Annotated in this window: 27 protein-coding genes; 13 read left to right on the forward strand and 14 right to left on the reverse strand. The window is 71.1% G+C overall.

Translation table 11 applies throughout. The annotated features are described in order from the left end of the window. Positions 1-47 precede the first annotated feature (47 nt). Positions 48-1,592, forward strand: a complete 1,545-nt coding sequence (locus BLR04_RS33735; RefSeq protein ID WP_090772996.1) for a PucR family transcriptional regulator — start codon at positions 48-50, stop codon at positions 1,590-1,592. Positions 1,593-1,702: 110 nt separating this feature from the next. Next, entirely contained in the window at positions 1,703-2,947 is a 1,245-nt protein-coding gene (locus tag BLR04_RS33740) for an NAD(P)/FAD-dependent oxidoreductase (protein WP_090772998.1), read from the forward strand. Here the strand turns inward: BLR04_RS33740 and BLR04_RS33745 are convergent. From BLR04_RS33745 to BLR04_RS33755, 3 genes are read right to left on the reverse strand one after another with little or no spacing between them, the layout of a single operon-like run. Continuing rightward, on the reverse strand, positions 2,895-3,686 hold the full coding sequence (locus BLR04_RS33745; protein ID WP_090773000.1) for a cytochrome c oxidase assembly protein: 792 nt from the start codon (positions 3,684-3,686) through the stop codon (positions 2,895-2,897). The two genes, BLR04_RS33740 and BLR04_RS33745, sit on opposite strands and share 53 nt — an antisense overlap. After that, positions 3,683-4,189, reverse strand: a complete 507-nt coding sequence (locus BLR04_RS33750; RefSeq protein WP_090773002.1) for a DUF2243 domain-containing protein — start codon at positions 4,187-4,189, stop codon at positions 3,683-3,685. Before BLR04_RS33750 ends, BLR04_RS33745 begins: the two co-directional genes overlap by 4 nt. Positions 4,190-4,200: 11 nt before the next feature. After that, entirely contained in the window at positions 4,201-4,785 is a 585-nt protein-coding gene (locus tag BLR04_RS33755; protein WP_245740829.1) for a hemerythrin domain-containing protein, read from the reverse strand. Between the two features lie 190 nt (positions 4,786-4,975). Between BLR04_RS33755 and BLR04_RS33760 the strand changes: the two genes are divergently transcribed. Both BLR04_RS33760 and BLR04_RS33765 read left to right on the forward strand, forming a co-directional pair. Further along, entirely contained in the window at positions 4,976-6,178 is a 1,203-nt protein-coding gene (locus tag BLR04_RS33760; RefSeq protein WP_090773004.1) for a hypothetical protein, read from the forward strand. A 185-nt stretch (positions 6,179-6,363) separates the two neighbouring features. Further along, the gene (locus tag BLR04_RS33765; protein WP_090773006.1) at positions 6,364-7,638 is read left to right on the forward strand and encodes a calcium:cation antiporter; all 1,275 of its coding nucleotides are present in this window, start codon (positions 6,364-6,366) and stop codon (positions 7,636-7,638) included. A 3-nt stretch (positions 7,639-7,641) separates the two neighbouring features. Here the strand turns inward: BLR04_RS33765 and BLR04_RS33770 are convergent, their stop codons facing one another. Beyond that, complete coding sequence (locus BLR04_RS33770; protein ID WP_090773009.1) at positions 7,642-8,019, reverse strand: winged helix-turn-helix transcriptional regulator; 378 nt, start codon at positions 8,017-8,019, stop codon at positions 7,642-7,644. A 155-nt stretch (positions 8,020-8,174) separates the two neighbouring features. Here BLR04_RS33770 and BLR04_RS33775 point away from each other — a divergent pair, with 155 nt between their 5' ends. Next, positions 8,175-8,546 (forward strand): STAS domain-containing protein, encoded by a 372-nt coding sequence (locus tag BLR04_RS33775; protein WP_090773011.1) that lies wholly within the window; start codon positions 8,175-8,177, stop codon positions 8,544-8,546. Here BLR04_RS33775 and BLR04_RS33780 read toward each other — a convergent pair. Then, on the reverse strand, positions 8,490-9,062 hold the full coding sequence (locus BLR04_RS33780) for a DUF6461 domain-containing protein (protein WP_090773013.1): 573 nt from the start codon (positions 9,060-9,062) through the stop codon (positions 8,490-8,492). The genes BLR04_RS33775 and BLR04_RS33780 overlap by 57 nt on opposite strands. Positions 9,063-9,207: 145 nt before the next feature. Here BLR04_RS33780 and nhaA point away from each other — a divergent pair, with 145 nt between their 5' ends. Further along, the gene (gene nhaA / locus BLR04_RS33785; protein WP_090773015.1) at positions 9,208-10,518 is read left to right on the forward strand and encodes a Na+/H+ antiporter NhaA; all 1,311 of its coding nucleotides are present in this window, start codon (positions 9,208-9,210) and stop codon (positions 10,516-10,518) included. Between the two features lies 1 nt (position 10,519). Here the strand turns inward: nhaA and BLR04_RS33790 are convergent, their stop codons facing one another. After that, positions 10,520-11,182, reverse strand: coding sequence for a glycosyltransferase family 2 protein (locus BLR04_RS33790; protein ID WP_090773017.1), 663 nt, complete (start codon positions 11,180-11,182; stop codon positions 10,520-10,522). Further along, a complete protein-coding gene (locus BLR04_RS33795) occupies positions 11,179-12,159 on the reverse strand; it encodes an NAD-dependent epimerase/dehydratase family protein (protein WP_090773019.1) in 981 nt (326 codons plus the stop codon). Before BLR04_RS33795 ends, BLR04_RS33790 begins: the two co-directional genes overlap by 4 nt. A gap of 130 nt (positions 12,160-12,289) precedes the next feature. Between BLR04_RS33795 and BLR04_RS33800 the strand changes: the two genes are divergently transcribed. From BLR04_RS33800 to BLR04_RS33820, 5 genes are read left to right on the forward strand one after another with little or no spacing between them, the layout of a single operon-like run. Next, positions 12,290-13,591 carry a glycosyltransferase 87 family protein gene (locus BLR04_RS33800; protein WP_218129269.1) on the forward strand — a complete coding sequence of 434 codons (1,302 nt, stop codon included), beginning with the start codon at positions 12,290-12,292 and terminating at the stop codon, positions 13,589-13,591. A gap of 59 nt (positions 13,592-13,650) precedes the next feature. Next, positions 13,651-14,697: a molybdopterin-dependent oxidoreductase gene (locus tag BLR04_RS33805; protein WP_245740830.1), complete on the forward strand. Its 1,047-nt coding sequence runs from the start codon at positions 13,651-13,653 to the stop codon at positions 14,695-14,697. Next, entirely contained in the window at positions 14,694-15,062 is a 369-nt protein-coding gene (locus tag BLR04_RS33810) for a hypothetical protein (protein WP_090773023.1), read from the forward strand. The genes BLR04_RS33805 and BLR04_RS33810 overlap by 4 nt, the downstream gene beginning before the upstream one ends. Positions 15,063-15,067: 5 nt before the next feature. Then, positions 15,068-15,712, forward strand: a complete 645-nt coding sequence (locus BLR04_RS33815) for a TIGR04282 family arsenosugar biosynthesis glycosyltransferase (protein ID WP_218129270.1) — start codon at positions 15,068-15,070, stop codon at positions 15,710-15,712. After that, entirely contained in the window at positions 15,709-16,320 is a 612-nt protein-coding gene (locus tag BLR04_RS33820) for a methyltransferase domain-containing protein (protein ID WP_090773025.1), read from the forward strand. The genes BLR04_RS33815 and BLR04_RS33820 overlap by 4 nt, the downstream gene beginning before the upstream one ends. On the opposite strand, the gene BLR04_RS33825 is transcribed toward BLR04_RS33820, so the two are convergent. Beyond that, positions 16,321-17,190, reverse strand: coding sequence for an alpha/beta fold hydrolase (locus BLR04_RS33825; RefSeq protein ID WP_090773027.1), 870 nt, complete (start codon positions 17,188-17,190; stop codon positions 16,321-16,323). It abuts the gene before it with no gap. 83 nt (positions 17,191-17,273) lie between these two features. Here BLR04_RS33825 and BLR04_RS33830 point away from each other — a divergent pair, with 83 nt between their 5' ends. Next, positions 17,274-17,774: a CGNR zinc finger domain-containing protein gene (locus BLR04_RS33830; protein WP_090773029.1), complete on the forward strand. Its 501-nt coding sequence runs from the start codon at positions 17,274-17,276 to the stop codon at positions 17,772-17,774. Between the two features lie 291 nt (positions 17,775-18,065). Here the strand turns inward: BLR04_RS33830 and BLR04_RS33835 are convergent, their stop codons facing one another. Together BLR04_RS33835 and BLR04_RS33840 are read right to left on the reverse strand one after the other, a co-directional pair. After that, positions 18,066-19,286: a bifunctional alpha/beta hydrolase/OsmC family protein gene (locus BLR04_RS33835; RefSeq protein ID WP_090773031.1), complete on the reverse strand. Its 1,221-nt coding sequence runs from the start codon at positions 19,284-19,286 to the stop codon at positions 18,066-18,068. A gap of 204 nt (positions 19,287-19,490) precedes the next feature. Continuing rightward, on the reverse strand, positions 19,491-20,138 hold the full coding sequence (locus BLR04_RS33840; RefSeq protein WP_090773032.1) for a class I SAM-dependent methyltransferase: 648 nt from the start codon (positions 20,136-20,138) through the stop codon (positions 19,491-19,493). 112 nt (positions 20,139-20,250) lie between these two features. Between BLR04_RS33840 and BLR04_RS33845 the strand changes: the two genes are divergently transcribed. Continuing rightward, the gene (locus BLR04_RS33845) at positions 20,251-20,805 is read left to right on the forward strand and encodes a TetR/AcrR family transcriptional regulator (RefSeq protein WP_090773035.1); all 555 of its coding nucleotides are present in this window, start codon (positions 20,251-20,253) and stop codon (positions 20,803-20,805) included. A 201-nt stretch (positions 20,806-21,006) separates the two neighbouring features. On the opposite strand, the gene BLR04_RS40115 is transcribed toward BLR04_RS33845, so the two are convergent. The 4 genes from BLR04_RS40115 to ligA form a co-directional block, all read right to left on the reverse strand. Continuing rightward, entirely contained in the window at positions 21,007-21,210 is a 204-nt protein-coding gene (locus BLR04_RS40115; RefSeq protein WP_143022337.1) for a hypothetical protein, read from the reverse strand. Positions 21,211-21,418: 208 nt separating this feature from the next. Then, positions 21,419-22,057 carry an Abi family protein gene (locus BLR04_RS33850; protein WP_090773037.1) on the reverse strand — a complete coding sequence of 213 codons (639 nt, stop codon included), beginning with the start codon at positions 22,055-22,057 and terminating at the stop codon, positions 21,419-21,421. A gap of 592 nt (positions 22,058-22,649) precedes the next feature. After that, complete coding sequence (gene tsaA / locus BLR04_RS33855) at positions 22,650-23,081, reverse strand: tRNA (N6-threonylcarbamoyladenosine(37)-N6)-methyltransferase TrmO (RefSeq protein ID WP_090773039.1); 432 nt, start codon at positions 23,079-23,081, stop codon at positions 22,650-22,652. A 64-nt stretch (positions 23,082-23,145) separates the two neighbouring features. Further along, a complete protein-coding gene (gene ligA, locus BLR04_RS33860) occupies positions 23,146-25,215 on the reverse strand; it encodes an NAD-dependent DNA ligase LigA (protein WP_090773082.1) in 2,070 nt (689 codons plus the stop codon). Positions 25,216-25,372: the final 157 nt, after the last annotated feature.

The raw sequence follows: 25,372 nt of genomic DNA on the forward strand, positions 1-25,372 counted from the left end.
ACGAAAGGGGGCGGATCGCTCCGCCCCCTTTCGCACCTGGAGATGAAATGATCACTTTGGACCGCCTGCTGAACGTCCTCGGCGGGTACGGCGTGCGGCTGTGCGGCCGTCCCGAGGCGCGCTCGGCGCGCCTGCGCAGCGTGGCGATGCCCGACGCCAGCGACCACCACGTCGCGGGCGACGTGCTCCTCGCCGTCGGCACCTGCTCGATCGACGAGGCGGTACGGTGGGCGGCCGCCGCGCGGGCAACGGCGGTCCTCGTCCGCCCGACCAGGGTCGGCGCCGACGTCGAGAGGGAGGCCGCCGCGATCGCCGACCGGTCAGGGGTGGCCGTGCTGCTGGCCGACCCGGTCGTGTCCTGGAGCCAACTGGCCGGTGTGGTGTACGGGCTGGTCCTGGAGAGCCGCGAGACCGCCTCAGGACGCGGCCCCACCGACCTGTTCTCCCTGGCCGACAACCTGGCCGACACCATCGGCGGCGCGGTCACCATCGAGGACCGCCACTCGCAGGTGCTCGCCTACTCCCGCTCCCAGCAGGCCGGAGACCCGGCCCGCTTGGAGACGATCCTCGGACGGCGGGTGCCCGAACGGGTGCGCGAGCTGTTCCAGCGGCAGGGCGTGTTCGCCCGCCTGGCGGCGACCGACGAGCCGCTGTTCGTCCCCGCCGACGCCGACCACGGCCTGACCGGGCGGATGGCGGTCGCGGTACGGGCCGGCCGCGAGCTGCTCGGCACGGTGTGGGTCAGCTGCGACAGCCCGCTGACCGGCGTCCACCGTTCCGCCCTGGCCGACGGCGCGCGTACCGTCGCGCTGCACCTGCTGCGCTCCCGAGCCAGTGCCGACTTCGAGCGGCAGGTCGAGTCCGACCTGGTCACCCGGCTGCTGGAGGGTGACGCCGACGCCGAGACGGTGCTCAGCCGGCTGGGCCTCGGCCCACGCGAGACCCGGGTGATCGCGGTCCGCGCGCACACTCCCGACGACAGCCACGCCGCGCTGCTGCTGGCCTTCGAGCAGGCCACGTCCGGTTTCGGCTGGTCGCGCCCCGGGCGCAGCGCGCTGCTCGGCGACACCCTCTACACCGTCCTGCCGGCCGAGGGGGCCGAGACGGCCAGGCAGTGGATCGCGGCCCTGCGTACCGAGCTGCCCGCCAGGGTGCGGGTCACGGCTGGGGTCAGCGCGCCCGCCGAGGCCGCCGACCTGCCCGCCGCCCGCCAGGAGGCCGACGAGTGCCTCGCGCTGCACGAGAGCGCCGAACCCGGCGCCGTCCCGCCCGCCTACGACGAGTCATGGGACGACATCCTGCTGCGGCGGCTGCGCACCGCCGCGCGCAGCGGGCGCACCCCGGCCCGCGGCCCGGTCGGCACGCTGCTGCGGCACGACCAGCGGCACGGCACCAGCTTCGTCGTCACGTTGCGGGCCTGGCTGGAGAGCCAGGGCGACCTCACCGTGGCCGCCGAGCGGCTCGAGGTGCACCCCAACACCGTGCGCAACCGCCTGCGCAAGATGGGCGAGCTCGTGCCGCTCGACCTGTTCGACCCGCGCCGCCGCCTGGCCATGACCATCGTGCTCGCCGCGCTGGAGGACCTCGCGTGACGCCGTTGTGCTGAATCCACAATGACGGCTTTGTGATTGTCGTCCGCTCACAACGGCGTGGACCGCCGCCCAGGTCATGCTGAGGCGTCCGTACGTGTTGGAGGGGTGGAATGGGTGGCAACTGGCCGCGGTCGGTGATCGTGGTGGGCGCGGGCGTCGTCGGCCTGTCGACCGCGTGGTTCCTGCAGGAACGCGGCGTCCAGGTGGAAGTGGTCGACCGCGGCGGCGTCGCCGCCGGCGCGTCGTGGGGCAACGCCGGCTGGGTCGCACCCGGCCTGGCCATCCCGCTCAACGAGCCCTCCGTCGTGCGGTACGGCCTGCGCTCGCTGGTCAACCCGGCGGCTCCGCTGCACGTGCCCGCGACCCTCGACCCGGGATTGTGGTCGTTCCTGACGCGCTTCGCCGCCAACAGCAGCTGGCGGTCGTGGACCCGCGCTGCGCGCGCCGGCGTGCCGCTCAACGACGAGAGCATCGAGGCGTACGACGTGCTCGCCGCCAATGGCGTCTCGGCGCCCGTCATCCCGGCGCCGATCACCGCGGCGTTCCGCACGCCGCGTCAGGCCGAGAGCCTGCTGCACGAGCTGCGCCGGCTGGAGGCGGTCGGGCAGCACGTGGAGCACGCCGTGCTCGACGCCGCCGCCCTGGCCGAGCAGGTGCCGCTCGCCGGACAGGCGCTGACCGCGGGCGTGCGGATCGACGGCCAGCGGTACATCGACCCTGGCGCGTTCGTGAACGCCCTGGGCAAGGCCGTCATGCAGCGCGGCGCGAGCCTTTCCGCCCTTGAGGTGGACGACATCCGCGCCGACGCCGACAAGGTGGTCGTCAGCTCGTCGAAGGGCACCACCCTGTCGGCCGACGCGGTCGTGGTGGCCACCGGCGCCTGGCTGCCCCGCCTCGCCCGGCGGTTCGGGGTGCGCGTCCCGGTACGGGCCGGTCGCGGCTACTCCTTCACCGTGCCGGTCGACCATCCGATCCCCGGACCGATCTACCTGCCGGGGGAGCGGGTGGCGTGCACGCCGTACCGTGGCGGGCTTCGGGTGGCGGGCACGATGGAGTTCCGCGGTCCGGACGCGCCGCAGGTGGCCGCCCGGGTGGAGGCCATCATCGCCTCGGCCCGTCCGCTGCTGCGCGGGGTGCACTGGGAGGAACGCACCGACGTCTGGGTGGGGCCGCGCCCGGTCACCCCCGACGGACGGCCGCTCATCGGCGCGACGAAGGCCCCCAACGTCTACGTGGCGGGCGGGCACGGCATGTGGGGCATCGCCCAGGGCCCGATCACCGGACGGCTGCTGGCCGAGCAGATCACCACGGGTAAGCAGCCCGAGGCGTTCGCCGACCTCGACCCGCTGCGCTGACCCGCGCACCCCGCCAACCGGACACGAGCGCCAGGGCGAGCAGCAGCTCCGCGACGTCGCCGCCGTAGTACATGAGCTCGGCCCCGCCGCGCAGCTGCGCGACGGGTGCCGGCACGTCCACGCCGATCCCGGCGTACATGAGCTGTGACAGGACGCTGTGCACGGCGATCGCCACGCCCAGCGTCACCAGCCGCGCCGGCACCGAAGGGCGGCGGGGCGCCGGGTCGGGGCCGGCGATCACCCAGGCGAACAGGTATCCGGAGAGCAGGAAGTGCACGTGGACGGCGGCGTGCAGCCGTCCGTCCGTCAGGGTGAGCCGGTAGAGCGGGGTGCAGTACAGCACCACCATGCCGCCCACGCTGAGCACCAGCGCCGTCACCGGGTGGGCGAGGACGCGGGCGGCGCGGCAGCGCAGCAACGCGCTGAGACGGCGCGCGCCCGCCGCGGGCAGCGAGCGCAGCAGCAAGGTCATCGGCGCGCCGAGCACCAGGAACAGCGGCGCGAGCATCCCGATGAGCAGGTGCTGCAGCATGTGGCCACGGAAGTCGGTCGCGGCCGGTTCCGCGACCGGCCCTGTCAGCGCGGCCGCCAGGAGCGCGATCCCTGCGGTGAACGCCGCCGCACGCCACCGGCTCCACCGCTTCGCCCGCGCCGCGAGCACCAGGTAGGCGGCGCCCACGAGCAGCACGGCCACGAGCGCGTACGGGTCCGCGTGCGCGTGGTGGCCGCTCATGCTCATGCCGCCTGCTCGCCGTCGTGGCACAGGTCGAGCGCCCGGCCGGTGCGCTGCAGCGCCCATCCGGCGAGGACGAGCAGCGCGCCGAGGAGCAGGAAGCCCAGGTCCCACCACAGCTCCTGCGGGCCGGTGCGGACGTGGTGGATGCCCAGCAGGTGGTGGTCGATCACGCCCTCCACCAGGTTGAACAGCCCCCATCCGATCAGCACCCAGCCCCACAGCGCCCGCGAGCGCCACACGCGCCCGCGGGAGCTCAGGACCCGGGAGTAGAGCAGGCCGAGCCCGATCAGCACCGCCAGCCAGGTGACGGTGTGGAACAGTCCGTCCCCCAACGTGTTCATCCGCAGGCCCGGCACGGTGTCGTCCGGGTAGGCGGCGGTGCTGCTGAGCATGTGGTGCCACTGCAGGATCTGATGCAGCAGGATGCCGTCCACGAACCCGCCGAGCCCGACGCCGAGGATCGCGCCGGGCAGCCGGATGCGGCGGCGGACGTCCACAGCGGGCATGGCTCGCGCCGTCAGGTCTTCTTGCCCATCGTCTGGCGGATGACGTCGCGGATGCGGTCCATCATCGCGACCGGCGTGCCGACGAGGATGTTCTTGGTGGCGGACTCGGTGCCGGGGTGCGGGTGGGTGGGGGCCATCGCCTCGGCCGCCTTGACGCCGACGGCCATGGCGCGCCGCTCGGCCTTCGTGGTGTGGCCGCGGAGCTGGATGAACTCGTAGCGTTCCTCGGCGCGGGCGTGCGCCTCCACGGCGGCCCGCAGCGTCGCGAGGTTCTCCAGGAAGTCGGGGGCGTCCGCGCCGGCCTCGTCCATCCGGCTGAGCAGCTCCTTGGCCTCCCTCTCCTCGGCGAGACGGTCGTCGACGACGCCGTCGCCACCGTCGATCTTGCCGCGGGCGTACGGGTGGACGATCTCCTCCTCGGCCGTCTCGTGGACGGCGAGCAGGCGTACCAGGCGGGTGAACGCCTCGCCGCGCTGCTTCTTCGGTGCCTGCTCGACCTCGTCGAACATGTCCCGGATCATGCCGTGCTGGGCTTGGAGCAGGTCGATGACGTCGGTCTCGCCCATCGTCTCGGGCGCCGTCTTCTGAGCGGTCATGTGCGGTCCCTCTCCTTCGGGTACGGGGCGGGGCCTACCCCTGGGGAAGGGCGACACGCTCCGGTACGAGAAGACCAGCCGGGATCCTTACCGACTCTGGAGGCGTGGGCGGGGGCGAGCAGAGGTTGTGCCGGGAAGTCTCGGTTAGTCGGGCACACCTGCACATTCCACCGCAAAGGAGCGGAAGCGCATGACCTTCAATCCACTACGCGAACGAGGCATCCCGCTGGACAAGCAGCTGCGCAACTGGCGCGAGCTGAACGTCACGCCGATCGACCCCGACCATTGCGACCCGTACACCCGCTGCCGCATCATCACGATGAACGGCATCGAGACCGAGGCCGTCTTCTTCAGCCACCACATGGCCCGCCACTGCCCCGACATCGAGCTGAAGCAGCAGCTCGCCCGCGTCCGTTACATCGAGGCGCAGCAGCAGAAGGCGGTCAACTGGCTGCTGCCCGGTTTGTCGTCGGTGCTGGAGACGACGCTCGCCTACGAGCAGGTCGCGGTCGACCTGACCGCGTGGGTCGCGCGGATGGAGCCGGACCCGTACCTGTGCCAGGCCTACCAGTTCGGTGTGCTGGAGGACTTCGACCACCTCTACCGGTACGCCAACCTGTACGAGATGATCGAGCACCGCAAGGCGGAGAAGATCGTCGACCAGCTCACCGAGGTGATGCCCGGCCGGCCGACGTACCTGCACCACCGCAACCCGATCGACAACGTGCGCGAACCGTACGACCGCAACAGCACCGCGCCCATCAGCAAGCTGCACGCGCTGACCATCATGTCGGCCGAGCAGCAGACGATGAACTTCTACATGAACGTCGGCCCCATGTACATGGAGCCCATCGCCCGCCAGCTCTACCAGGAGATCGGACTGATCGAGGAGGAGCACGTCACCCACTACGAGTCGCTCGTCGACCCCGGCGAGAGCTGGTGGGAGATGCTGCTCAACCACGAGTACAACGAGTGCTACCTGTACCACTCGTTCATGGAGACCGAGCCCGACCCCAAGGTGAAGAGCATCTGGGAGCTGCACCTCAACATGGAGCTGGAGCACCTGCGCCTGGCGGCCGAGCTGTTCAAGCGGCACGACGGCCGCGACCCCGAGCAGGTGTGCGCGCCTGAGCTGCCCGCCCCCGTCACGTTCGAGCCGAACAAGGCGTACGTACGCGAGCTGATCGCGACCCAGATCGACTACACGACGCTGGGCACCGGCTACGTGCAGGAGGCGCACGAGCGGTTCGAGAAGATGCAGGAAGCCATCATGGGCGGTGAGAAGGCGCCCTCCGAGCGGGTCATCGACGACAACCGCGAGAAGTCCGGCCGCGAGTACCGGCTGCAGACCGAGGGCGAGCACCCCATTCACAGCCTCGCCTACAACCGCTGACCACCTGACCGGCTCCCCGCGGGGAGCCGGTTTCGCCCCCTTTTGTCCGCTTCAAAGGTTCCATCCCGTCCGAAAATGGGCACCAAGCCCCATGACGCACCGGGGCGGGCCGAACGCGCCTCCAGGGCTCGGGACCTCGCGGAACGACGGCGCTCATCGGGGCCGCCGCCGAGCGACCTGACGTCATGCGCGCCGACGAGATCACGGGAGGGCCACGGTTGAACGCCTCGCCGGGTACCCGGGCCAGCGACTCCTTGGTGGAACTGGCCGCCAGGGTCGTGCCGCTCGCGGCCTTCCTGGCCTTCGTCGGCGCCTGGGGGCGCACCCTGCCCGTCCTGGGCGAGATCGTCGTCGTCGGACTGCTCGCCGTGACCGTGGTGGCCGCGGTGCACCACGCCGAGATCGTCGCGCACCGCGTCGGCGAGCCGTTCGGCTCGCTCATCCTCGCCGTCGCCGTGACCGTCATCGAGGTCGGGCTCATCATCACGCTCATGGTCTCCGGCGGCCCCGGCGCGGCGACGCTCGCGCGGGACACCGTCTTCGCGGCCGTGATGATCACCTGTAACGGCATCGTGGGGGTGTCGGTGCTGATCAGCGCGTTGCGGCACGGCACCGCGTCCTTCAACACCAAGGGCACCACCGCCGCGCTGGCGACCGTGCTGACGCTGTCGGGGCTGAGCCTGGTGCTGCCGTCGTTCACCACGAGCGTCCCCGGGCCCGAGTTCTCCGGCGCCCAGCTGGCCTTCGCGGCGGCCGCCTCGCTGGCGCTCTACCTGCTGTTCCTGTTCGTGCAGAACATCCGCCACCGCGACTACTTCGTGCCCACCTCGCCTCCCGTCGTGCGTCCGCTCAGCAGCGTCGTCGAGCAGGCCGTACGGGCCCGCCGCACTGGAGCGGCCGTCACCGAGCACCACTCCGCGCGCGGCTCCGGCGCCGCGCTCGCCGCCACGCGGGTGGGGGAGACGCGGATGACCGGCGTCGAGGTGCACGCTGCCGTCCCGCCGCTCGGCACGACCATGATCAGTCTCGGGCTGCTGATCACGGCGCTGGTCTCGGTCGTCGGCCTGGCGAAGGTGGAGTCGCGGACCATCGAGGCGGCCGTCGAGGCGGCGGGGCTGCCGCACGCGGTGGTGGGCGTGGTCATCGCCCTGCTGGTGCTGCTGCCGGAGACGCTGGCGGCGGCCCGAAACGCCTACCGCAAACGCACTCAGATCAGTCTCAACCTCGCGCTCGGGTCGGCCATGGCCAGCATCGGCCTGACCATCCCCACCATCGCCGTGGCGTCGATCTGGCTGGAGAGCCCGCTCCACCTGGGGCTCGGTGCGACGCACCTGGTGTTGCTCTGCCTCACCGCGATCGTCGGGACCCTCACCGTGATCCCCGGCCGGGCCACGCTGCTCCAGGCGGGGGTGCATCTCACGCTGTGCGCCAGTTACCTGTTCCTCGCCGCCGTCCCCTGAGGGTCAACGGGCGTCGTACGCCGCCCTCGACTCGACGATGCCGGCGGCGTTGTTCTCCGCCCACCCGGCCAGGGCGCGTACGACGCTGAGCAGGCTCATCCCGCGCGGGGTCAGGGCGTAGTCGACGCGCGGGGGCTTGGCGTCGTGGACGGTGCGCGTCACGAGGCCGTCGCGTTCGAGCCCCTGCAGCGTCGCGCTGAGCATGCGCTTGGTGATGGGCTTGCTCATCCGGCTGAGCTCGTTGAAGCGCCGGGTGGTGTCGTCGAGCTGGCAGATGACGACCACCGACCACTTGTCGCCGATCCGTTCGAGGACGTCGCGGATCAGGGACAGGCGGTCCTCCTCGCACAGCTCGATCGCCTCGGAGGTGGCTTGGGACATGCGAGCAGTATACGTACGGAACCTGGTTCCTCCCCAGGCATGCGCTCGTGGACCCCCAGGAACGGCGCGCGTACGATGGTCCGTAAGCGGTGACTCGCCCACATGCGGCCTGCGTGCCATGGCGACTTCTTTCGCACCGTGGATGGGACCATCCCATGACCGCCCTGGCCATTCGGTTTGTGCACCACCCCGCTTCCTGTGACCTCCTGCTGAGCGGCGACCTGGACGCCATCTCCGCCCCGCGCCTGCAACCAGCGGTCGAGTCGGTCGTCGACCGGGGCCACCGTAGCCTCACCATCGACGCCGCCGACCTCGCCTTCTGCGACTCCGCCGGGCTGCGCGCCCTGCTGACGGCGCGCCGCACCCTCACCGACGCCGGCGGCACGATGGACCTGGTGCACGTGGGCGCCAGAGTCGGCCGCATCCTCGACATCACCGGCCTCGGCCGCGCCTTCCGCCCGAGCCTGCCGTCAGCCCGTGGCCGGTCGCGGGACGACGCCCCACATGAACGCGGCGTCCTTCAGTAACTGCTCGGACGGCATGATCCCGGTCAGGTGCTCGACGAGCAGGAAGGCCGGCCCTGTGTACAACTCGGGGAACGTTGGGTAGAGCCGGTCGATGGCCGCCATCGCGTCCCTGAGTTCGTCCGGGGTTTCCGTCGGATGTTCTTCGTCGTAGCCCCAGCCATACCGGATCTCGCCGTTCTCGCACCAGAAGAAGTAGTCGAGGCCCTTGATGGCGAGGGCGGCCTGGGAGACCAGGCGGGTGCCCCGGGAGAGCTCGGTGATGACGCTCTCGCACGTGCCGAGCCAGTCGGGGTCGAGGACGAACGTCCAGTCGCCGAGGGCGGCGACGCCGAGAGGCTCACCGTGGTGGGGGAAGTCGTCGGGGTCGTCGGGGAAGGGGCCCGGCGTGAAGTCTTCCCATCGACCGCCGAGGCGAGTGACCACCTGCTCGGGCGTGGCGCGGATGTAGATGAAGGAGTAGCACTCCTCGCCGTACTCGCCGTGGAGCCAGGAGACGTCGGGGGGTCGCATCGTCATGCTGGTCATACTGCCGACCGCCACCGACAGAACGTGGGCGTCGCGTGTTTGGGGTGTTATGCCGTTTTTGTGAGTGCTGATACCTTGTCGGTAGGTGAGCCGGGAAGTCTGGTCGGCATGTGATCCCTCTACAGAGCGGAGTTTCATGCCCGGCGTCACGTTTCACCGCCGTCCTCGCCTGCTCCCCAACCGTACGTGGTCAGAAGTCCGGCGGATCACCGCCATCCTGCGCAAGGAGACCATCGGCGGGGCGTTGCTGCTGGCCGCCGCGCTCGTGGCGCTGGTGTGGGCCAACTCGCCGTGGGCGCAGCTCTACTTCGATCTGCGGGCGATCCGCATCGGGCCCGCGGCGCTGCACCTCGACCTCGACCTGGCCACGTGGGCGGCCGACGGCCTGCTGGCCATCTTCTTCTTCGTCGCCGGGCTGGAGCTGAAGCGCGAGTTCGTCGCCGGTGACCTGCGCGACGTGCGGCAGGCGGCCGTGCCGGTCGCCGCCGCGTTCGGCGGGGTCGTCGTGCCCGCGCTGCTGTACCTCGCGATCGCGAGCGGTTCCGGCGCGGCGAGCGGATGGGCGATCCCCACCGCCACCGACATCGCCTTCGCCCTGGCGGTGCTGGCCGTGATCGGCAGGTTCCTGCCCACGGCGCTGCGGACGTTCCTGCTGACGCTCGCCGTGGTGGACGACCTCATCGCCATCGTGATCATCGCGGTGTTCTACACCGCCCAGCTGTCGGTGCTGCCGCTGCTCGGCGCCCTCGTCCCGCTGGTGGTCTTCGCGGCACTCGTACGGCGCCGCGTGCGCTCGTGGTGGCTGCTGCTGCCGCTCGCGTTCGTGACCTGGGCACTGGTGCACGCCTCGGGCGTGCACGCCACCGTGGCGGGAGTGGCACTGGCCCTGACCGTGCCGGTGCCGCGCAGCGAGCAGGCCGGCGGACCCGAGGCGGGCCCCGGGCTGGCCGAGCACTTCGAGCACCGGTTCCGGCCGCTGTCCGCCGGTGTCGCCGTCCCGGTCTTCGCGTTCTTCGCCGCGGGCGTGGGCCTCGGCGGGTTCGGCGGGCTGGCCACGGCCCTGACCGACCCGGCCGCGGTCGGCATCGTGTTCGGCCTGCTGGCGGGCAAGCCGATCGGCATCCTGGCCGCGACCTGGCTGGTGGCCCGCTTCACCCGCGCCGACCTGGACGAGGGCCTCGCCTGGATCGACATGGTCGGGCTGGCGATCCTGGCCGGCATCGGGTTCACCGTCTCGCTGCTGATCGGGGAGCTGGCCTTCGGGGCGGGCAGCGCCCTCGACACCCACGTCAAGGTCGCCGTCCTGGTCGGTTCCCTGGCCTCCGCCCTGGTGGCCACGGTGATCCTGCGACTGCGCGCCCGCGTCTACCGCCGCATCCACGAGTCCGAGACAGCCGACCTCGACCGCGACGGCGTTCCCGACAGCTACCAGACCCCCGACCGCTGAGCTACGACGGCTTGACCTCGGCCATGACCCGGCGCATGTCCGAGATCGCGCGCAGCGTCCCTCGTACGGTGCCGGTCACCTTGGAGCGTCCGGCCCGCGGCAGGTAGTCGACCTCGACCTCGGCGATCCGCCAGCCAGCGGCGGCGGCGCGCAGCACCATCTCCAGCGGGTAGCCGAAGCGGCGGTCGGTCAGCTCCAGGTCGAGGAGCGCGACCCGCCTCGCCGCCCGCATCGGGCCGAGGTCGTGCAGGGACGCACCCGTACGGCGACGAAGATCGGCGGCGAGGACGGCGTTGGCCAGCCGCGCGTGCGGCGGCCACGCGCCCGAGGCCGACGGCACCCGCCGCCCGAGGACCAGGTCGCTGCGCCCGTCGAGCACCGCGGAGGCCACCTCGGGCAGCCGGCGGGGATCGAGCGAGGCGTCGGCGTCCATGAAACAGACGAGATCGGACGTGGCGGCGAGCAGCCCGGAATGACACGCGGCGCCGAAGCCGCGTACGGGTTCGCTGATGACCCTCGCGCCAAGGGAGCGGGCGACCTCCGCCGAGCGGTCGGTGGAGCCGTTGTCCACCACGATCGGACGGTAGCCGCGGGGCATCCGTCCGAGCACCCAGCCGAGGGCGGCCTCCTCGTTCAGACAGGGCAGAATCACGTCGACCGTCATGACCAGGCGAACTCCTTCATGCCTTGCTCGAAACCGATCCCGGCCAGGAAACCGAGCTCGGTCAGCGCCCGCTGCGGGGAGGCGACGATGTGGCGGACGTCGCCCAGCCGGTACGCCCCGGTGACCTGCGGTTCCGGCCCGCCCCGCTCGGCGGCCAGCGCGGCGGCCAGCTCGCCCACGGTGTGCGGGGTGCCCGAGGCGATGTTCCAGGCACGCAGCTCACCTGGACGGGCGGCGGCCGACATCGCCGCGAGGTTGGCCCGCGCGACATCGCGCACGTGCACGAAGTCGCGCGTCTGGTGGCCGTCCTCGAACACCTTCGGCGCCCGGCCGGCCTCCAGCTCCGAACGGAAGATCGCCGCCACTCCTGCGTAGGGCGTGTCGCGGGGCATCCGCGGTCCGTAGACGTTGTGGTAGCGCAGTGCGGCGGCGCTGCCGCCGGTCTCCCTGGCCCAGTTGGCGGCCAGATGCTCCTGCGCGAGTTTGCTGGTGGCGTAGGCGTTGCGCGGGTCGGGCCGCGCGTCCTCGCCGATCACCGCGCGGGTCAGCGGCTCACCGCAGCGCGGGCAGGGCGGCTCGAACCGGCCCTCCTCCAGGTCCGTCACGGCGCGCGGGCCCGGCCTGACCTCGCCGTGCAGGGCGCACGTGTAGCGGCCCTCGCCGTAGATCACCATCGAGGACGCCAGCACCAGCCGCTCGATCCCGTGCCTCGCCATGGCGGCCAGCAGGACCGCCGTGCCGTACACGTTGACCGACGCGTAGTCGGGCAGGTCGGAGACGTCCACGCCGAGGCCCACCTTCGCGGCCTGGTGCACGACGACGTCGACCCCCGGCAGCAGGGCGTCCAGAACGCCGGCGTCGCGGACGTCCGCGCCGGTCCGTACGTCCAGGCCGACGACGTCGTGCCCCGCGGCTTCCACCGCCTCCACCACGTGCCCGCCGATGAACCCGGCCGAGCCGGTGACCATGACTCTCATGACGGCGACGCTAGCCCGCCGTCCCGTGGGTTCCGAGGGTACGTTCGCGGTCCGTAAGGGTTCTTACGGGAGACGAACGGAACCCGCCGCAACGGTTACGAACCGGGCCAGGGATGTGAGGCTGACGGCCGTGAGCCGACACACGCTCCTGGCCGGGGCAACCCTGATCGCCCTCGCCGCCGTCGTGATCCAGATGGTGGCGGGGCCACCCGTCCTGGGCTGGTACCTGCTGGCCTGGGCCCTGTTCGCGGCGGCGCTGTGGCTGGTCAGGCGGGTGCCGGAACGGCGGCTGACCGCCCTCGTCGTCACCGGCGGCATCGCGCTGGCGACGATCGGGCTGGCGACCCCGCCGAGCAGCAGCACCGACTCGTTCCGGTACGCCTGGGACGGCCGGGTGCAGGCCGCCGGCATCTCGCCGTACGACCATCCGCCCGCCGACCCCGCGCTGCGCGGGCTGCGTGACGACTGGCTCTTCCCCGCCGACTGCGGGGCCAAGGACCTGTGGCCGCTGCCTGACGGCGGCTGCACCCGGATCAACCGCCCGACCGTTCCCACGATCTATCCGCCGGTCGCGCAGGGGTACTTCCTGCTGGTCCACTGGCTGTCGCCGGATGGCTCACGGCACAAGCCCCTGCAGCTCGGCGGCTGGGCGCTGGCCGTGCTCACGTCGCTCGCGCTGTGCCGGCTCGTGGGCGCGCGGCGGGCGGCGTACTGGGCGTGGTGTCCTGCCGTGCCGGTCGAGGCGGTGAACAACGCGCACGTCGACGTGCTCGGCGTGCTGCTGGTGGTGCTGGCCTTCGGCGCGGTCCGCGCCCGCGGCCCGCTGCTCGGTGCGGCCGTGGCCGCCAAGCTGCTGCCCGCCGCGACGTTGCCCGGGGCCCTGTCCGGCGTGCTGGCGAACGGGGTGGACTGGCGGCGCGCCGCCAGGATCGCGGTGCCCGCCGCGCTCGTGGTGGCGCTGTCGTACCTGCCGTACGTGCTGCTGTCGGGGACCGCCGTCGCGGGCTACCTACCCGGCTACCTCGAGGAGGAGCGCTACGACGGCAGCGGCAACCGCTACGCCGTCCTGCGGTTGCTCATGCCGGACTCGTGGGCGCCGTACGCGGCGATCCTGCTGCTGGGCCTCGTCGTCCTGGCCGTTCTGCGCCGCGGCGACGCCGAGCGGCCCTGGCAGGGCGCGCTGCTGGTCAGCGGCTCGCTGCTGCTGTTGTTCACGCCCGGGTACTCGTGGTACGCGCTGCTGGTCGTCGCACTGGCCGCCATGGACGGTCGGTGGGAATGGCTCGGCGTGCCCCTCGCGGGGGCCGTCGCCTACGCCACCGGGCCGGCGAACGTGCACGGCCTCGCGTCCCCGTTCTACGCCGCCGCCGCGCTCGCCGTGCTGATCGGCTGGGCCGTACGGCGGCATCGTCTCGCGGAGATACATTCATGATTTTTCCCGATATATCGACTTTGTCGGCCCGATTCACCAGCCGCCTGCGCTCCGAGCAAGTGGCCGCGAAGCTGGGCGCCTGGCTCGGCGTGAGCTTCACCGTCGCCTTCGCCACCGGACTGTTCAGCCACTTCGTGCAGCATCCGCCGACCTGGCTGCTGTGGCCGTCGCGGCCGGTCAACCTGTACCGGGTCACCCAGGGGCTGCACGTCATCGGCGGCATCGCCACGGTCCCGCTGTTGCTGGCCAAGCTGTGGGCGGTCTACCCGAAGCTGTGGCAGTGGCCCCCGTTCCGCTCGGTGGGTCACGCCGTCGAGCGGCTGTGCGTGCTGCTCCTGGTGGCGGGCGCGCTGTTCCAGCTCGTGACCGGGGTGCTGAACATCGCGTACGTGTACCCGTGGCCGTTCGGCTTCCTTCAGACGCACTACTGGACCGCCTACGTCGTCTTCGGCGCGCTCGTCATCCACGTGACGAACGAGTGGGCCAAGGTCAGGCGCAGCCTGTGGACCCGCGTGGAGATCCCGGAGCGCCGCCGCTTCCTGTTCACCGTGGCCGCCGCGTGCGGGGTGACCGCCCTGGTCACGGCCGGTGAGACGGTGACGCCGCTGCGGTCGCTGGCCGTCCTCGCCCCGCGCGACCCTCGTGTCGGACCTCAGGGCGTGCCGGTCAACCGGTCGGCGGCCGCGGCCGGCGTGGTCGCCGACCCCGACTACCGGTTGCAGGTCACCGGAGCCGTCCGTACGCCGCTGTCCCTCACCTACACCGATCTCGTACGGATGCCGCAGCACACCGTCCACCTGCCGATCGCGTGCGTGGAGGGCTGGAGCGTGGAGTGCGAGTGGACCGGGGTCCGGCTGCGCGACCTGCTCCGGTCGGCCGGCGTCGCCCCGGACGCGTTCGTCACCGTGGAGTCGCTGGAACAGCGGGGCGGGTACCGGAGCAGCGAGGTCCGGCCACCCCACTGGAACGACCCACTGACCCTGCTGGCCCTGCAGCTCAACGGGCAGCCGCTGCGCCTCGACCACGGCTTCCCCGTACGCCTGATCGCGCCGAACCGGCCGGGCGCCCTGCAGACCAAGTGGATCAAGGAGGTGCGGGTGGCATGAGGAAGGTCGTCCACGCGGCGGGCGCCGCGCTGATCGTGCTCGGACTGGGCGGCCTCGCCGCGGAGGGCGTCCTGCTCAAGTGGGCGCTGTGGTTCGGCGGGCTGCTCGTGGCGCACGACGCCCTGCTGGCCCCGGGGATCGTGGTGGCCGGCACCGTGATCGGCCGATGGCCGCAGTCGGTGCGGTCCGGCCTGATCGTGGCGGGGACGCTGCTGCTGGCCACCCTGCCGACCGTGTCGGCGCTGGGCCGGCGGGCCGACAACCCGTCCATCCTTCCCCTGCACTACGGCGTCAACGTCGTGATCGTCCTCGCCGCCGTCGCGCTGCTCGCGGTGGCGGATCACCTGCTGACTCGTAAGGACTGAGTACGTTGCCTGCTACCGAACACCTGTCGCAGATCGTGGTGCTCGCCAAGGAGCCGTTGCCCGGCCGGGCCAAGACCCGGCTGACCCCGCCGTTCAGCCCAGAGGAGGCGGCGGCCCTCGCCACAGCCGCGCTCCGCGACAGCCTGCGGGCCGTCGCCGCGACGCCGGCCACCCAGCGGGTGCTCGCTCTCGACGGGCTTCCCGGAGGTTGGCTCCCGGCCGGTTTCGTCCTGATCCCTCAGCGCGGCACGAGCCTGGACGAGCGCCTGGCCGCGGCCTTCGCCGACGCTTGTCGCCTGCGTCCTGACCCCGTCGTGCTGATCGGCATGGACACCCCCCAGATCACCCCGTCGCTGCTGCGCGAGGCCGGGCAGGCGCTGGAGCGGCACGACGCCGTGTACGGCCCGGCCGCCGACGGCGGCTTCTGGCTGCTCGGTCTCCGCAGCCCCGACCCGTCGTTAGTGCTCGGGGTGCCCATGTCGCACCCGGAGACCGGCAAGCTGCAGCTCGACCGGCTCGACCGTGCCGGGCTGGACGTGCACCACCTGCCCGAGCTCACCGACGTCGACACGGTGGCGGACGCCGTGACCGTGGCCGCCGAGGCGCCGTCCTCCTGCTTCGCCGCCACGTTGAAGGGGCTGGGCCGATGATCGGGCAGCTCTACGCCGACGCCCTCGCGGGAGAGGCCGCCGAGCTCGAGTACGTGGACGGCTCCCGCGTCACGCTTGAAACCGCGCACTGGTTCGAGCCGATCCCCGGCGACGAGGACCTGCTGCGCCGCTGCTCCAGCCCGACCCTGGACATCGGCTCCGGCCCGGGACGGCTCACCGTGGCGCTGACCCGGCGCGGCGTCCGCTCGCTCGGCATCGACGTCACGCCACGGGCCGTCGCGCTGACCCGCCGCGCCGGCGGGTTCGCGCTGCTCCGGGACGTCTTCGACGACGTCCCCGGCAGCGGTCGCTGGGCCACGGCGCTGCTCGCCGACGGCAACATCGGCATCGGCGGCAACCCCGAGGCCCTGCTGCGCAGGGTGCGGCAACTGCTCGGGCCGGGCGGCACGGTCATCGCCGACGTGGCGCCGCCCGAGACCCGCAGCCGGGTCGACCGGGTACGGCTGCGCCGCGGCCCGCTCGTGGGTGAGTGGTTCGGCTGGGCGACCGTCTCGGCGAGCGACATCCGAAGGGTGGCGCTGGCAGCCGGGTTCACCGACGCCGACTGCTGGGCCGCGCACGGCCGCTGGTTGGCATGCCTGCGCTGATCACGGCGCGGTCATCCGGTCCATGAAGTCGAGGACGAGTTCGGCGACCTCGTCCCCGGCGCTCTCCAGGAGGAAGTGGCCGCCGTCGAGGAGGTGGATCTCGGCGTCGGGGACGTCCCTGGCGAAGGCGCCGGCCCCCTCGGGGCCGAAGATCTCGTCGTTCCTGCCCCACACCGCGAGCACCGGCGGGCAGTGATCGCGCAGGTACGCGTGCAGCGCCGGGTACATCGGCGGGTTCGTCGCGTAGTCGCGGAAGAGCGCGAGCTGGATCTCGTCGTTGCCGGGCCGCGACAGCAGGGCGAAGTCGTGGTGCCAGGTGTCCGGGCTGACCAGGCTCTCATCGGGGACCCCGGTGAGGTACTGCCACCTGGTGGCCTCCAGGGTCAGCGCGCCGCGGACGCCCTTCTCGGTCTCCGGGTTCTGCTCCCGGTGGTAGGCCCACACGGTCTCCCAGAAGGCGGGGACGAAGCCCTCGTCGTACCCGTTGCCGTTCTGCGTGATGATCGCGGTGATCGCCTTCGGGTCGGCGAGCGCGAGCCGCCAGCCGATCGGGGCGCCGTAGTCCTGGACGTAGACGGCGTACCGCGTGACGCCGAGGTGGCGGAGCAGCCCGGCGGTCAGGTCGGTGAGGGCGTCGAAGGTGTAGGTGAACTCGTCGGCGGGAGGGGCGTCGGACAGCCCGAACCCGAGGTGGTCGGGGGCGATCACGTGGTAGCGGGCGGCGAGTGCGGGGATCAGGTTGCGGAACATGAACGAGCTGGTCGGGAAGCCGTGCAGCAGCACGATGACGGGAGCGTCGGCGGGGCCGGCCTCCCGGTAGAACAGACGCCTGCCCTGGACGGTGGCGTAACGGTGGTGAACGGCGGCCATGTCTAACCCCTTTGGTCGGTTTTTGATGGTTAGACGTAAGCATGGGGTGGTATAACCTGTCAAGGTGACCTGTGGAGGTTAGGTTGGACGTTGACGAGACTTTGCTGCTCGACCTGCTGAACACCACCCCCGTCGTCGGCGGGGCGCCGCGCGACGAGCTCGCCGACGCCGACGCCGGGCGGCGCTGGCTGTCCGCCCATGGCCGGCCGACCGGTGTGGACGAGTGGCGCGCCCTGCGCGAGGTGCGTTCCGTACTGCAGGCCATCGTCCGCCACGACGCCTCCCCGGACGGGCTCGCGCCGTTCGTCGAGGGTGTGACCCGCCGTGCGACGCTGATCGACGGCAGCGTGGAATGGACCCTCGACCTCCCTGAAGGCAGAACGGCGGCCGCGCGTGTCGTCCTCGCCTGGGACGAGTTGCGCCGCTCAAGCCCCGGCCGCCTGCGTCCATGCGCCAACGAGGAATGCCGCCTGTTCCTCATCGACCACAGCAAACCCAACCGAGCCCGCTGGTGCTCCATGGCGGTCTGCGGCAACCGCATGAAAGCCCGCCGCCACTACCATCGCACCCGCGAAACCCCCTGACCCCTCACCTGCGGATGTCCTGCAAGGGGCGCCACCACCCTCAACCCGAAGACACGAAGAGGCCCGCCAAGGCGGAGATTGCACCGGCCCAGGCACTCCGCCCCGCAGAGGCGCGGGCCTCCCTGCGGGGGCCGCGCCCCTCGGCCCGCAGGAGTCCTGCCGGCCTGCGGAGGCCCTGTCCCCTTCACCCCAAAGGGACGGAGAGGTGCGCCGAGGCCCCTTTACCCCTTAAAAGGGACGGCGAGGTGCGCTGAGGCGGAAGGTGCACTGGCTCCTGAATCAGACGTTGGCTTATTCGCTGGGCGGTGTCTCGGTGGTGGTGATCTTGACTTCTGAGTGCAGAGTGCGGTGGACGGGGCACTTGTCGGCGATCTCCAACAGGCGCCGGCGCTGGTCCGCGTCCAGGTTGCCGTCCAGGTGGATGACGCGTTCTATCCGGTCGATGTGACCGTCCCGGGTCTCGCAGTCGGCGCAGTCGTCCGCGTGGACGCGCGAATGCCGGAGCTTCACGGTCACGTGGTCGAGGGGCCACTGCTTGCGCCGGGCGTACATCCGCAGCGTCATCGACGTGCACGCGCCGAGACCCGCCAGCAGCAGGTCGTACGGGCTGGGCCCGCTGTCGACACCGACCGGCCGCGGCTCGTCGGCCGTGAGCGTGTGCCGTCCGAGCGTGACGTGCTGCCCGTACCGGGACTCGCCGTTCTCTGACACCACGACGAACCCGTCACCAGACTCCTCCTCCGGGACAGACTGATCGGGCAGGTAGCGCGCGGCCCAGGTGGCGAGCATGGTGGCCGCGAACACGGCGTCGTTCCGGTCGGTGAGCAGGTGGTCGGCACCGTCCAGGGCGATGAACGACTTGGGGTGGCGGGCGGCGTCGAAGATCTGCCGGGCGTTGTCCACGCCGACGATCTTGTCGCCCGGCGCGTGCATCACCAGCAGCGCCGCACCCAGTTGCGCGATGCGCTCGGCCTGTGACTGGACGGCGATGTCGTCCAGGAACTGCTTGCGGATGCGGAAGGACCGTCCGGCCAGCACCACTTCGGCCTCGCCGCGCTGCTCGATCTCGGCGCGGCTGCCCTCCAGCAGGTGCAGCACGTGCGCGGGGTCGGCGGGCGCGCCGATCGTGGCGACCGCCCGCACCTCGGGCACCCGGTGTGCGGCAGCCAGCACTGCCGCACCGCCGAGGGAGTGCCCGACGAGGAGCGTCGGAGCCGCGAACCGTTCCCTGAGGTGGTCGGCGGCGGCCACCACGTCGGCCACGTTGGAGCTGAAGTCGGTGTTGCCGAAGTCGCCGCCTGACCCGCCGAGCCCGGTGAAGTCGAACCGCAGCACCGCGATGCCGAAGTCGGTCAGCGCCCGCGCGATCCTGGCCGCCGCCACCACGTCCTTGCCGCAGGTGAAGCAGTGAGCGAACAGCGCATAGGCCCGCGGGCGCGACTCGGGCAGGTCGAGCCGCGCGGCGAGCGGCACTCCGTGAGATCCGGTGAACTCGAACTTCTCACTGGTCATCGTCAGCTCCGTCGTTCGCTGGGTACGGCCAAGGCTCCCACCGGCCGGCGGCGCAACGTACCGGTTGCCCGCGACGTCCCGCGTCACGCAGATCATGCGCCCCGGCCGTCGGTGACAACACCTCGGCCCTCGTTCACCATCCCAGATCTCCCTTTCGCCCGTTCGCGCGGGCCCCACGCATCCGCTCGCGGAGGGCCGAAGCGGCTACGGCCGGGTGGCGCGGACGTAGTACAGCAAGTACGGCAGATCGCCTTCCGACTCCACCTCGAACCCCGCGTCGGGAATCAGGGTGCCGAGCAGGTCCTGGGGGCTGTGCCGCATGGCCGGCGCGGACAACGCGCGGACGATCCGCCGGCCCAGGGGGTTGACCGGCGGCCGGAACTCGGCGATGAGCAGCCGCCCGCCCGGCCGCAGCACGCGGAACATCTGCCGCAACGCCTGGGGCCGGGCCTCCACGGGCATGTGGTGGACGGCGAGGCTGGAGACCACCAGGTCGAACGAGCCGTCCGGGAACGGCAGGCCCTGCCCTTCGCCGACGATGTAGGAGCAGTTGGCCGGGGCCCGCCGGGTGGCGTGGTCGACCATGGCGGGCGAGGGGTCGATGCCCGTGACCCGGCCGCCCGGCATGATCACCGGGGCCATGATCCGGGACAGGTAGCCGGTGCCGCAGCCGACGTCCAGCACCTGGTCGCCCGCTCGTGGACGCGCCGCGGTGGCCAGGCGTGTGTAGGCGGCGCGACGTCCGCCGATGAACCCGATCGAGGTGAAGATCTCGTACGCGCGGGGGCGGTCGATGGTGCCGCCCGCCTCCGCGTGTTCCTCGTGGTTATGCAGCAGCCTTCCGAGTGCCATGGACGTTCCCTCCGATATAACGAACACTGTGTTTCATAGTGAATGACGTGTTCAAGATCGGGTCAACGACCAGTTCGGCCCGGCCGTGCCGTACTGAACAAGGAGCAGTGGATTGTCCGAAGACCGGCGGGTGCGGCGTACGCGAAGGCTCATCCAGGAGGCGCTGGTGGCGCTGATCCTGGAGAAGGGTTACGACGCGGTGACCGTCACCGACATCATCGATCGCGCGGACGTCGGCCGCTCCACCTTCTACGCGCACTTCACCCACAAGCAGGAAGTGCTGCTCAGCAACCTCGACGAGATGGCCTTCCTGCATCCCACGCCGGCCACCGACGCGGGACGGCTGTTCGCGTTCAGCCTGCCCATGTTCGAGCACGTGCAGGAGCAGGAGCGGCTCGTCCGGGCGCTGCTGGGGCGGCACGGCGGCGGGCCGGTGATCGCCCGCGGGGAGCAGATGATCGCCGAGCTGGTGCGGGGCGATCTGCTGGCGGCGGGCGGGCGGTCGTCCGCCGCGCTCGACCTGCTGGTGGTGTGCGTGGTCGGGGCGTTCATGGGGTTGCTGCGCGCATGGGTGAACGGCGAGACCACCGCCACCCCCACCGAACTGGACGCAGCCTTCCGCGCAGCAGTGGAGCCAGGTGTACGGGCGATACTGAACAGGCCGTAGTTGCGCCCGCACCGAAACCGTCGACCGGCCGCCCGCCATGCCCGGCCCGCTCTTCGCCGACCCCGATCCGAGCTCTGACCGGTCGGCACACTGGAGCAGGCCCACGTCGCCCCAAGCTGGGCCCGATTTAGCGGACAGCTGAATGGCAGTGTAGTCGCCATGAGCTTACGAGCGACAAAAGAGATATTACTCAACGACACCTCACTCCCGCTCAGGGTCTTCTATGCCATTGTCACTCCTTCCTGAATCGGCGACGCTAGCCGCGACGGCGCCTACCATGCAACCAAGCCCCGCTATTGCCAATGCGGCAAAAATGGCAATATCGCGCGGATTGGGCGTAACATTAATCGCCATAAAGCCGCTTGCTATAAATAGCACAATACCCCATCTTAAATAGACTTTCATTCTTCCCTCCATTCACGAGAATTAGCTCAAGGCTTCAAGCTCTTTGGCTGTCAGGGACGAGGGTGTCAGCTTTAGCCATGCCGTGCCACGTTGAAAGTCGGACCCCGAATCTGCGCCGGGCGAACCTCCCGACATGCGCCAGTATCGTGAGGCCACGATGGGGTCAGGCCCGCCCCTCTGTCTCCTCCTCAGGGTCGGTGGCCTGCGGTCAAGGGCGGCGTCCGAGGACCTCGGGCACCCGGCTGTGGCGCCGCACCATGGTCGCCAATCCTGTGTCGATGTAGTCGAGGCACTGCAGGATCGTCTCGTGGTCGGCAACGAGGTGACGATGATGGATCGGTCCGTGATGGGCGATTTTGTTGCGGAGGATTCTGAGGTGATCGACCCGGCCGTGCAGCGTCCGGCGGCGTCCGCGGTACCCGGGAAAGGCTCGGTACAGGGCCGTGCGCCACAGCCGCTGGTCATAGCCATTGCCCGGCCCAAGCAGCGAGACGTAGAAACCGAACGGCAGCTCTTCGCTCACCATGTGCGGCGTGGGCATCACCCCGATGCGCTGCAGCTGCTGTTCAGCTTCGCTGATGCGCCGGCGGCCGCCGTAGGTGAGCTGAGGGCGCGGATCGTTCCACCAATCGTCACGTCCCAAATACGTGGTCAACTCGCGCGTCATCGCGGTGCGCATGGCCACCTCCAAGTACTGCAAGGGCCCATAGAACGCTTCGCTGATCTCGGTGTTCCAGCAGTGCAGCCGCAAGGCGGCGACAGCGCCACCACCGCAGGTCAGGTGGTATTCGGCGAGGCGGACGGAGGACAGCAGCGCACTCAACCGTTCGGCCTCGGCATCCTGCATCGTGACCGCCTTTCCGATCCGTGGTTTCCGCCGGCACAGGTGGTGGTACCTTCAACACATAGGCCCCGGTCCTGCCTCTGCACCGCATGCAGCCGGGGCATAGCTATGTCCGGAGGCAGGCGGCGTACAAGCTGTGAGCACCGGCGCGATCAGCGTGCACTCGGGCATCCTGTCCACCGGCGGCCCACATGCGGGAGTGGTGGGGGTGCGTAGCTCGTCGAGCAGTATGTCACTGCGTGATAGCGCTGTTGCGCATGTTTGCCGAAGTCGCTCAAGTGCACGAATGAGCTGTCCAGGGCTCGGCCGCCGCACCGCCGTGCAGACGACGTTCGCTGTTGCGCGGGTGGCAGCAGGATGAAGGCCCGCGACGTGAGGGAGTGCTTGCGGGCGAGCGCCGGTGTGTGCGAGGCCGTCTGCGTGCGCAACATTTCGCCCAGGTCACGGAGTCGGTGGCAAGCAGGCGACCCCGTGCTCGCGACTCCGCATCCGGGTGGTGCGTGGCAGTCACCTCAGCTGTGCTGTCTGGGTGGTAATGCCACGGGTGTCGACGCCCCACGCGTCAGCGTTTGCTCTGCCAGCCTCGCCCGGGGCCTCAGCGTTCGTCCCCCAGTACGGGCTTGACGTCGATGATGGGGGTGCCGTTGAGGGCTTCGAGGTGGGTCACCTGTACGCGGTGTCCGTCCACGGCGGTGATCGTGGTGCGGTGCAGGCCCAGGGGGTTGGGGCGGTCTGGGGAGCGGGTGCTGAAGACGCCGGTCAGGGGGCGGGACGGGTCGTTGCGTGGGTGTACTGCCAGCACCTGGCGGTCGGCGCGGTCGAACCACGTGAGGATGAGGATCTCGTCGCCCACCGCGAGCGCGGCCAGTGCCGGAATCACCCAGGGCTCGAACACCAGCCAGGCGGCGGGCGCTCCCTCGTCCGCCTGGCGCGGTGCGTGCGCTCGCTCGCGCAGCGGTGACTCCACCCACCCGACCGGACGAAGCGAGAGGTCCGTCGCCGGTTCCGGGTCGATGCGCTCAGTCATCGTTCTCCACCTTTCGTCGGTACGGGTTGTCGGTGGGGGTTGTCGGTACGGGTCGGTATCGGAGTCACAGGAGGTCGGCGACGAGTGCGGCGAATTCTTCCGGAGTCGTGATGCGGACGCCCAGGCTTTCTGCCTTGGTTCGTTTGGAGCCGGCCTTCTCGCCGGCCACCAGCAGGGACGTCTTGGACGACACGCTGGAGGAGGCCTTGCCGCCCGCGCGTTCGATCAGTTCGTTGACCTGGTTGCGGGTGAGCGCGGCCAGCGGGCCGGTCATCGTTCCGGTGACCACCACCGACATCGCCGACAGCGGCAGGTCGACCGCGGGCGCCGTCTGCGGGTCGGCGGACGGCGGCACGGCGCCGGGCTCGACCATGGTGACCCCGGCCTGGACGAGCTTGTCGATCAGTGGGGCCAGTTCGGCCAGCTCGGCCACCACGACCGGCGCCTTCTCCGGGCCGACGCCCTCCACCTGCTGCAGGGCCTCGGCGTCGGCCGCGCGGACGGCGTCCATCGTGGCGAAGTGGCGGGCGATGCGCCGGCTCATCGATCGGCCGGTGCCGCGCACGCCGAGCGCCGCGAACACCCGGCTCAGCGGGCGCGTGCGGGCCTGGGCGATGGCGGCCAGCAGGTTGTCGGTGCTGGTCTCGCCCATGCGGTCGAGGTCGATGAGCTGTTCGCGGGTGAGGAAGAACAGGTCGGCGAAGTCGGCGATCAGGCCGGCGTCGAGCAGCTGCTTGATGCGGTTCTCGGCCAGCCCTTCGATGTCGAGCTGGTCGCGGCCGGCCGCGTACACGATGGACGCGATCGCCCGGCAGCCGCGCCCGCGCACGCAGCGCCAGCGTTCCTGGGAGGTGTCGATCGCGTCGCCGCAGGACGGGCAGACCTCCGGGATCGGGATCGGCCGCTCGTCGCCGGTGCGCAGGTGGACCACGGGCGCCTCGACGCGCGGGATCACGTCGCCCGCTTTGTAGACGGTGACGCTGTCGCCCAGCATGAGGCCGCGGCGGGTGATGTCGGCCACGTTGTGCAGGGTGGCGTACGTGACGGTGCTGCCGTCGAGCTCGACCGGCTCCAGCACGGCCCGCGGGGCGATGACGCCGGTGCGGCCGGTGTTCCACTCGACGGCGAGCAGCCTGGTGATCTTCTCGGTGGCGGGCAGTTTGTACGCCACCGCCCAGCGCGGAGCCCGCGAGCTGAACCCGGCCTCTGCCTGGTCGGCGGCGAGGTCGCATTTGATCACGATGCCGTCGATGCCGAACGGCAGCTCGGAGCGGGCCGCGGCGATCTCGTCGACGCGCTGCCGGACGCCGTCGAGAGTGTCGGCGACGATGCCGGCCACCGAGGTCGCGGCGGTGGTCTGCGCTCCCTGCCCGGCCATCCAGGCCATGACCTCGCTGTGCGGCAGCCCGCGCAGGAGTACGGCCTGCTCGGAGTCGTCGCCGGGCGGCGGCACCACCCCGTAGCCGAAGAACGTCAGCTCGCACACGTACGGACGGTCCTGGGCGCGCAGCGTGCCCGCGGCGGCGCTGCGCGGGTTGGCGAACGTGGTGCCGTCGTGCGCCTGCCGCTTGGCGCAGGCGGCCTCGAACTGGGCCCTGGTCATCATGACCTCGCCGCGCAGCTCGACGGTGACCGGGTCGGCGAGCCGGTCGGGCAGGCCGACGACGGTGCCGATGGCGTGGGAGACGTCCTCGCCCGCGCTGCCGTCGCCGCGCGTGACGAGCTGCGTGAGCCGTCCGTGCCGGTAGCGGGCGGAGATCGCCAGGCCGTCGAGCTTGGGTTCGACGCTCCACGCCGTGACCGGACGGCCGAGCCGCCGCTCGAGGCCGGCCGCCCAGTCGGCGAGCTGTTCGGCCTTGAACACGTTGTCGAGGCTCAGCATCGGCACGGTGTGCGGCACGTCGCCCACCACGGCCCCGCCCGCCACCTTGCCCGTCGGCGAGGACGGCAGCACCGCGTCGGGGTGGGCCTCCTCGTACGCCTGGATGCCCCGCACCAGCCGGTCGTAGGCGTCGTCGTCGAGCGCGGAGGTGCCGTCGGCGTAGTAGGCGGCGGCGGAGTCGACGGCGACCTGCACGGCCTTGGCGTAGGCGGTGTCGTCGGCGAGGACGGTGCTGGGGGGCGTCTCGGTCATGGCACCCACCATGCCTTCAGCCACCGACAATTCCCGGCCCTGTCGCTGTGCCCAACGTCACGCCTGCCTGCTCAGGGACGGTGGAGACAGGAGTTGCGCTGGTGGAGACCGAGGCCGCTGGTCAATTGCGTCCTAATGGGAGGTAATGTCCATCAGT

Source organism: Nonomuraea maritima (assembly GCF_900100395.1).
Taxonomy (GTDB): domain Bacteria; phylum Actinomycetota; class Actinomycetes; order Streptosporangiales; family Streptosporangiaceae; genus Nonomuraea; species Nonomuraea maritima.

Coding starts and splice junctions, on each gene's coding strand:
- BLR04_RS33735 (WP_090772996.1), top strand. CDS start 48: ATGATCACTTTGGACCGCCTGCTGAACGTCCTCGGCGGGTACGGCGTG.
- BLR04_RS33835 (WP_090773031.1), bottom strand. CDS start 19,286: ATGACCAGTGAGAAGTTCGAGTTCACCGGATCTCACGGAGTGCCGCTC.
- BLR04_RS33795 (WP_090773019.1), bottom strand. CDS start 12,159: ATGAGAGTCATGGTCACCGGCTCGGCCGGGTTCATCGGCGGGCACGTG.
- BLR04_RS33840 (WP_090773032.1), bottom strand. CDS start 20,138: ATGGCACTCGGAAGGCTGCTGCATAACCACGAGGAACACGCGGAGGCG.
- BLR04_RS33745 (WP_090773000.1), bottom strand. CDS start 3,686: ATGAGCATGAGCGGCCACCACGCGCACGCGGACCCGTACGCGCTCGTG.
- BLR04_RS33790 (WP_090773017.1), bottom strand. CDS start 11,182: ATGACGGTCGACGTGATTCTGCCCTGTCTGAACGAGGAGGCCGCCCTC.
- ligA (WP_090773082.1), bottom strand. CDS start 25,215: ATGACCGAGACGCCCCCCAGCACCGTCCTCGCCGACGACACCGCCTAC.
- BLR04_RS33740 (WP_090772998.1), top strand. CDS start 1,703: ATGGGTGGCAACTGGCCGCGGTCGGTGATCGTGGTGGGCGCGGGCGTC.
- BLR04_RS33820 (WP_090773025.1), top strand. CDS start 15,709: ATGATCGGGCAGCTCTACGCCGACGCCCTCGCGGGAGAGGCCGCCGAG.
- BLR04_RS33755 (WP_245740829.1), bottom strand. CDS start 4,785: ATGACCGCTCAGAAGACGGCGCCCGAGACGATGGGCGAGACCGACGTC.
- BLR04_RS33760 (WP_090773004.1), top strand. CDS start 4,976: ATGACCTTCAATCCACTACGCGAACGAGGCATCCCGCTGGACAAGCAG.
- tsaA (WP_090773039.1), bottom strand. CDS start 23,081: ATGACTGAGCGCATCGACCCGGAACCGGCGACGGACCTCTCGCTTCGT.
- BLR04_RS33770 (WP_090773009.1), bottom strand. CDS start 8,019: ATGTCCCAAGCCACCTCCGAGGCGATCGAGCTGTGCGAGGAGGACCGC.
- BLR04_RS33775 (WP_090773011.1), top strand. CDS start 8,175: ATGACCGCCCTGGCCATTCGGTTTGTGCACCACCCCGCTTCCTGTGAC.
- BLR04_RS33750 (WP_090773002.1), bottom strand. CDS start 4,189: ATGCCCGCTGTGGACGTCCGCCGCCGCATCCGGCTGCCCGGCGCGATC.
- BLR04_RS33810 (WP_090773023.1), top strand. CDS start 14,694: ATGAGGAAGGTCGTCCACGCGGCGGGCGCCGCGCTGATCGTGCTCGGA.
- BLR04_RS33850 (WP_090773037.1), bottom strand. CDS start 22,057: ATGCAGGATGCCGAGGCCGAACGGTTGAGTGCGCTGCTGTCCTCCGTC.
- BLR04_RS33825 (WP_090773027.1), bottom strand. CDS start 17,190: ATGGCCGCCGTTCACCACCGTTACGCCACCGTCCAGGGCAGGCGTCTG.
- BLR04_RS33765 (WP_090773006.1), top strand. CDS start 6,364: ATGCGCGCCGACGAGATCACGGGAGGGCCACGGTTGAACGCCTCGCCG.
- BLR04_RS40115 (WP_143022337.1), bottom strand. CDS start 21,210: ATGAAAGTCTATTTAAGATGGGGTATTGTGCTATTTATAGCAAGCGGC.
- BLR04_RS33780 (WP_090773013.1), bottom strand. CDS start 9,062: ATGACGATGCGACCCCCCGACGTCTCCTGGCTCCACGGCGAGTACGGC.
- nhaA (WP_090773015.1), top strand. CDS start 9,208: ATGCCCGGCGTCACGTTTCACCGCCGTCCTCGCCTGCTCCCCAACCGT.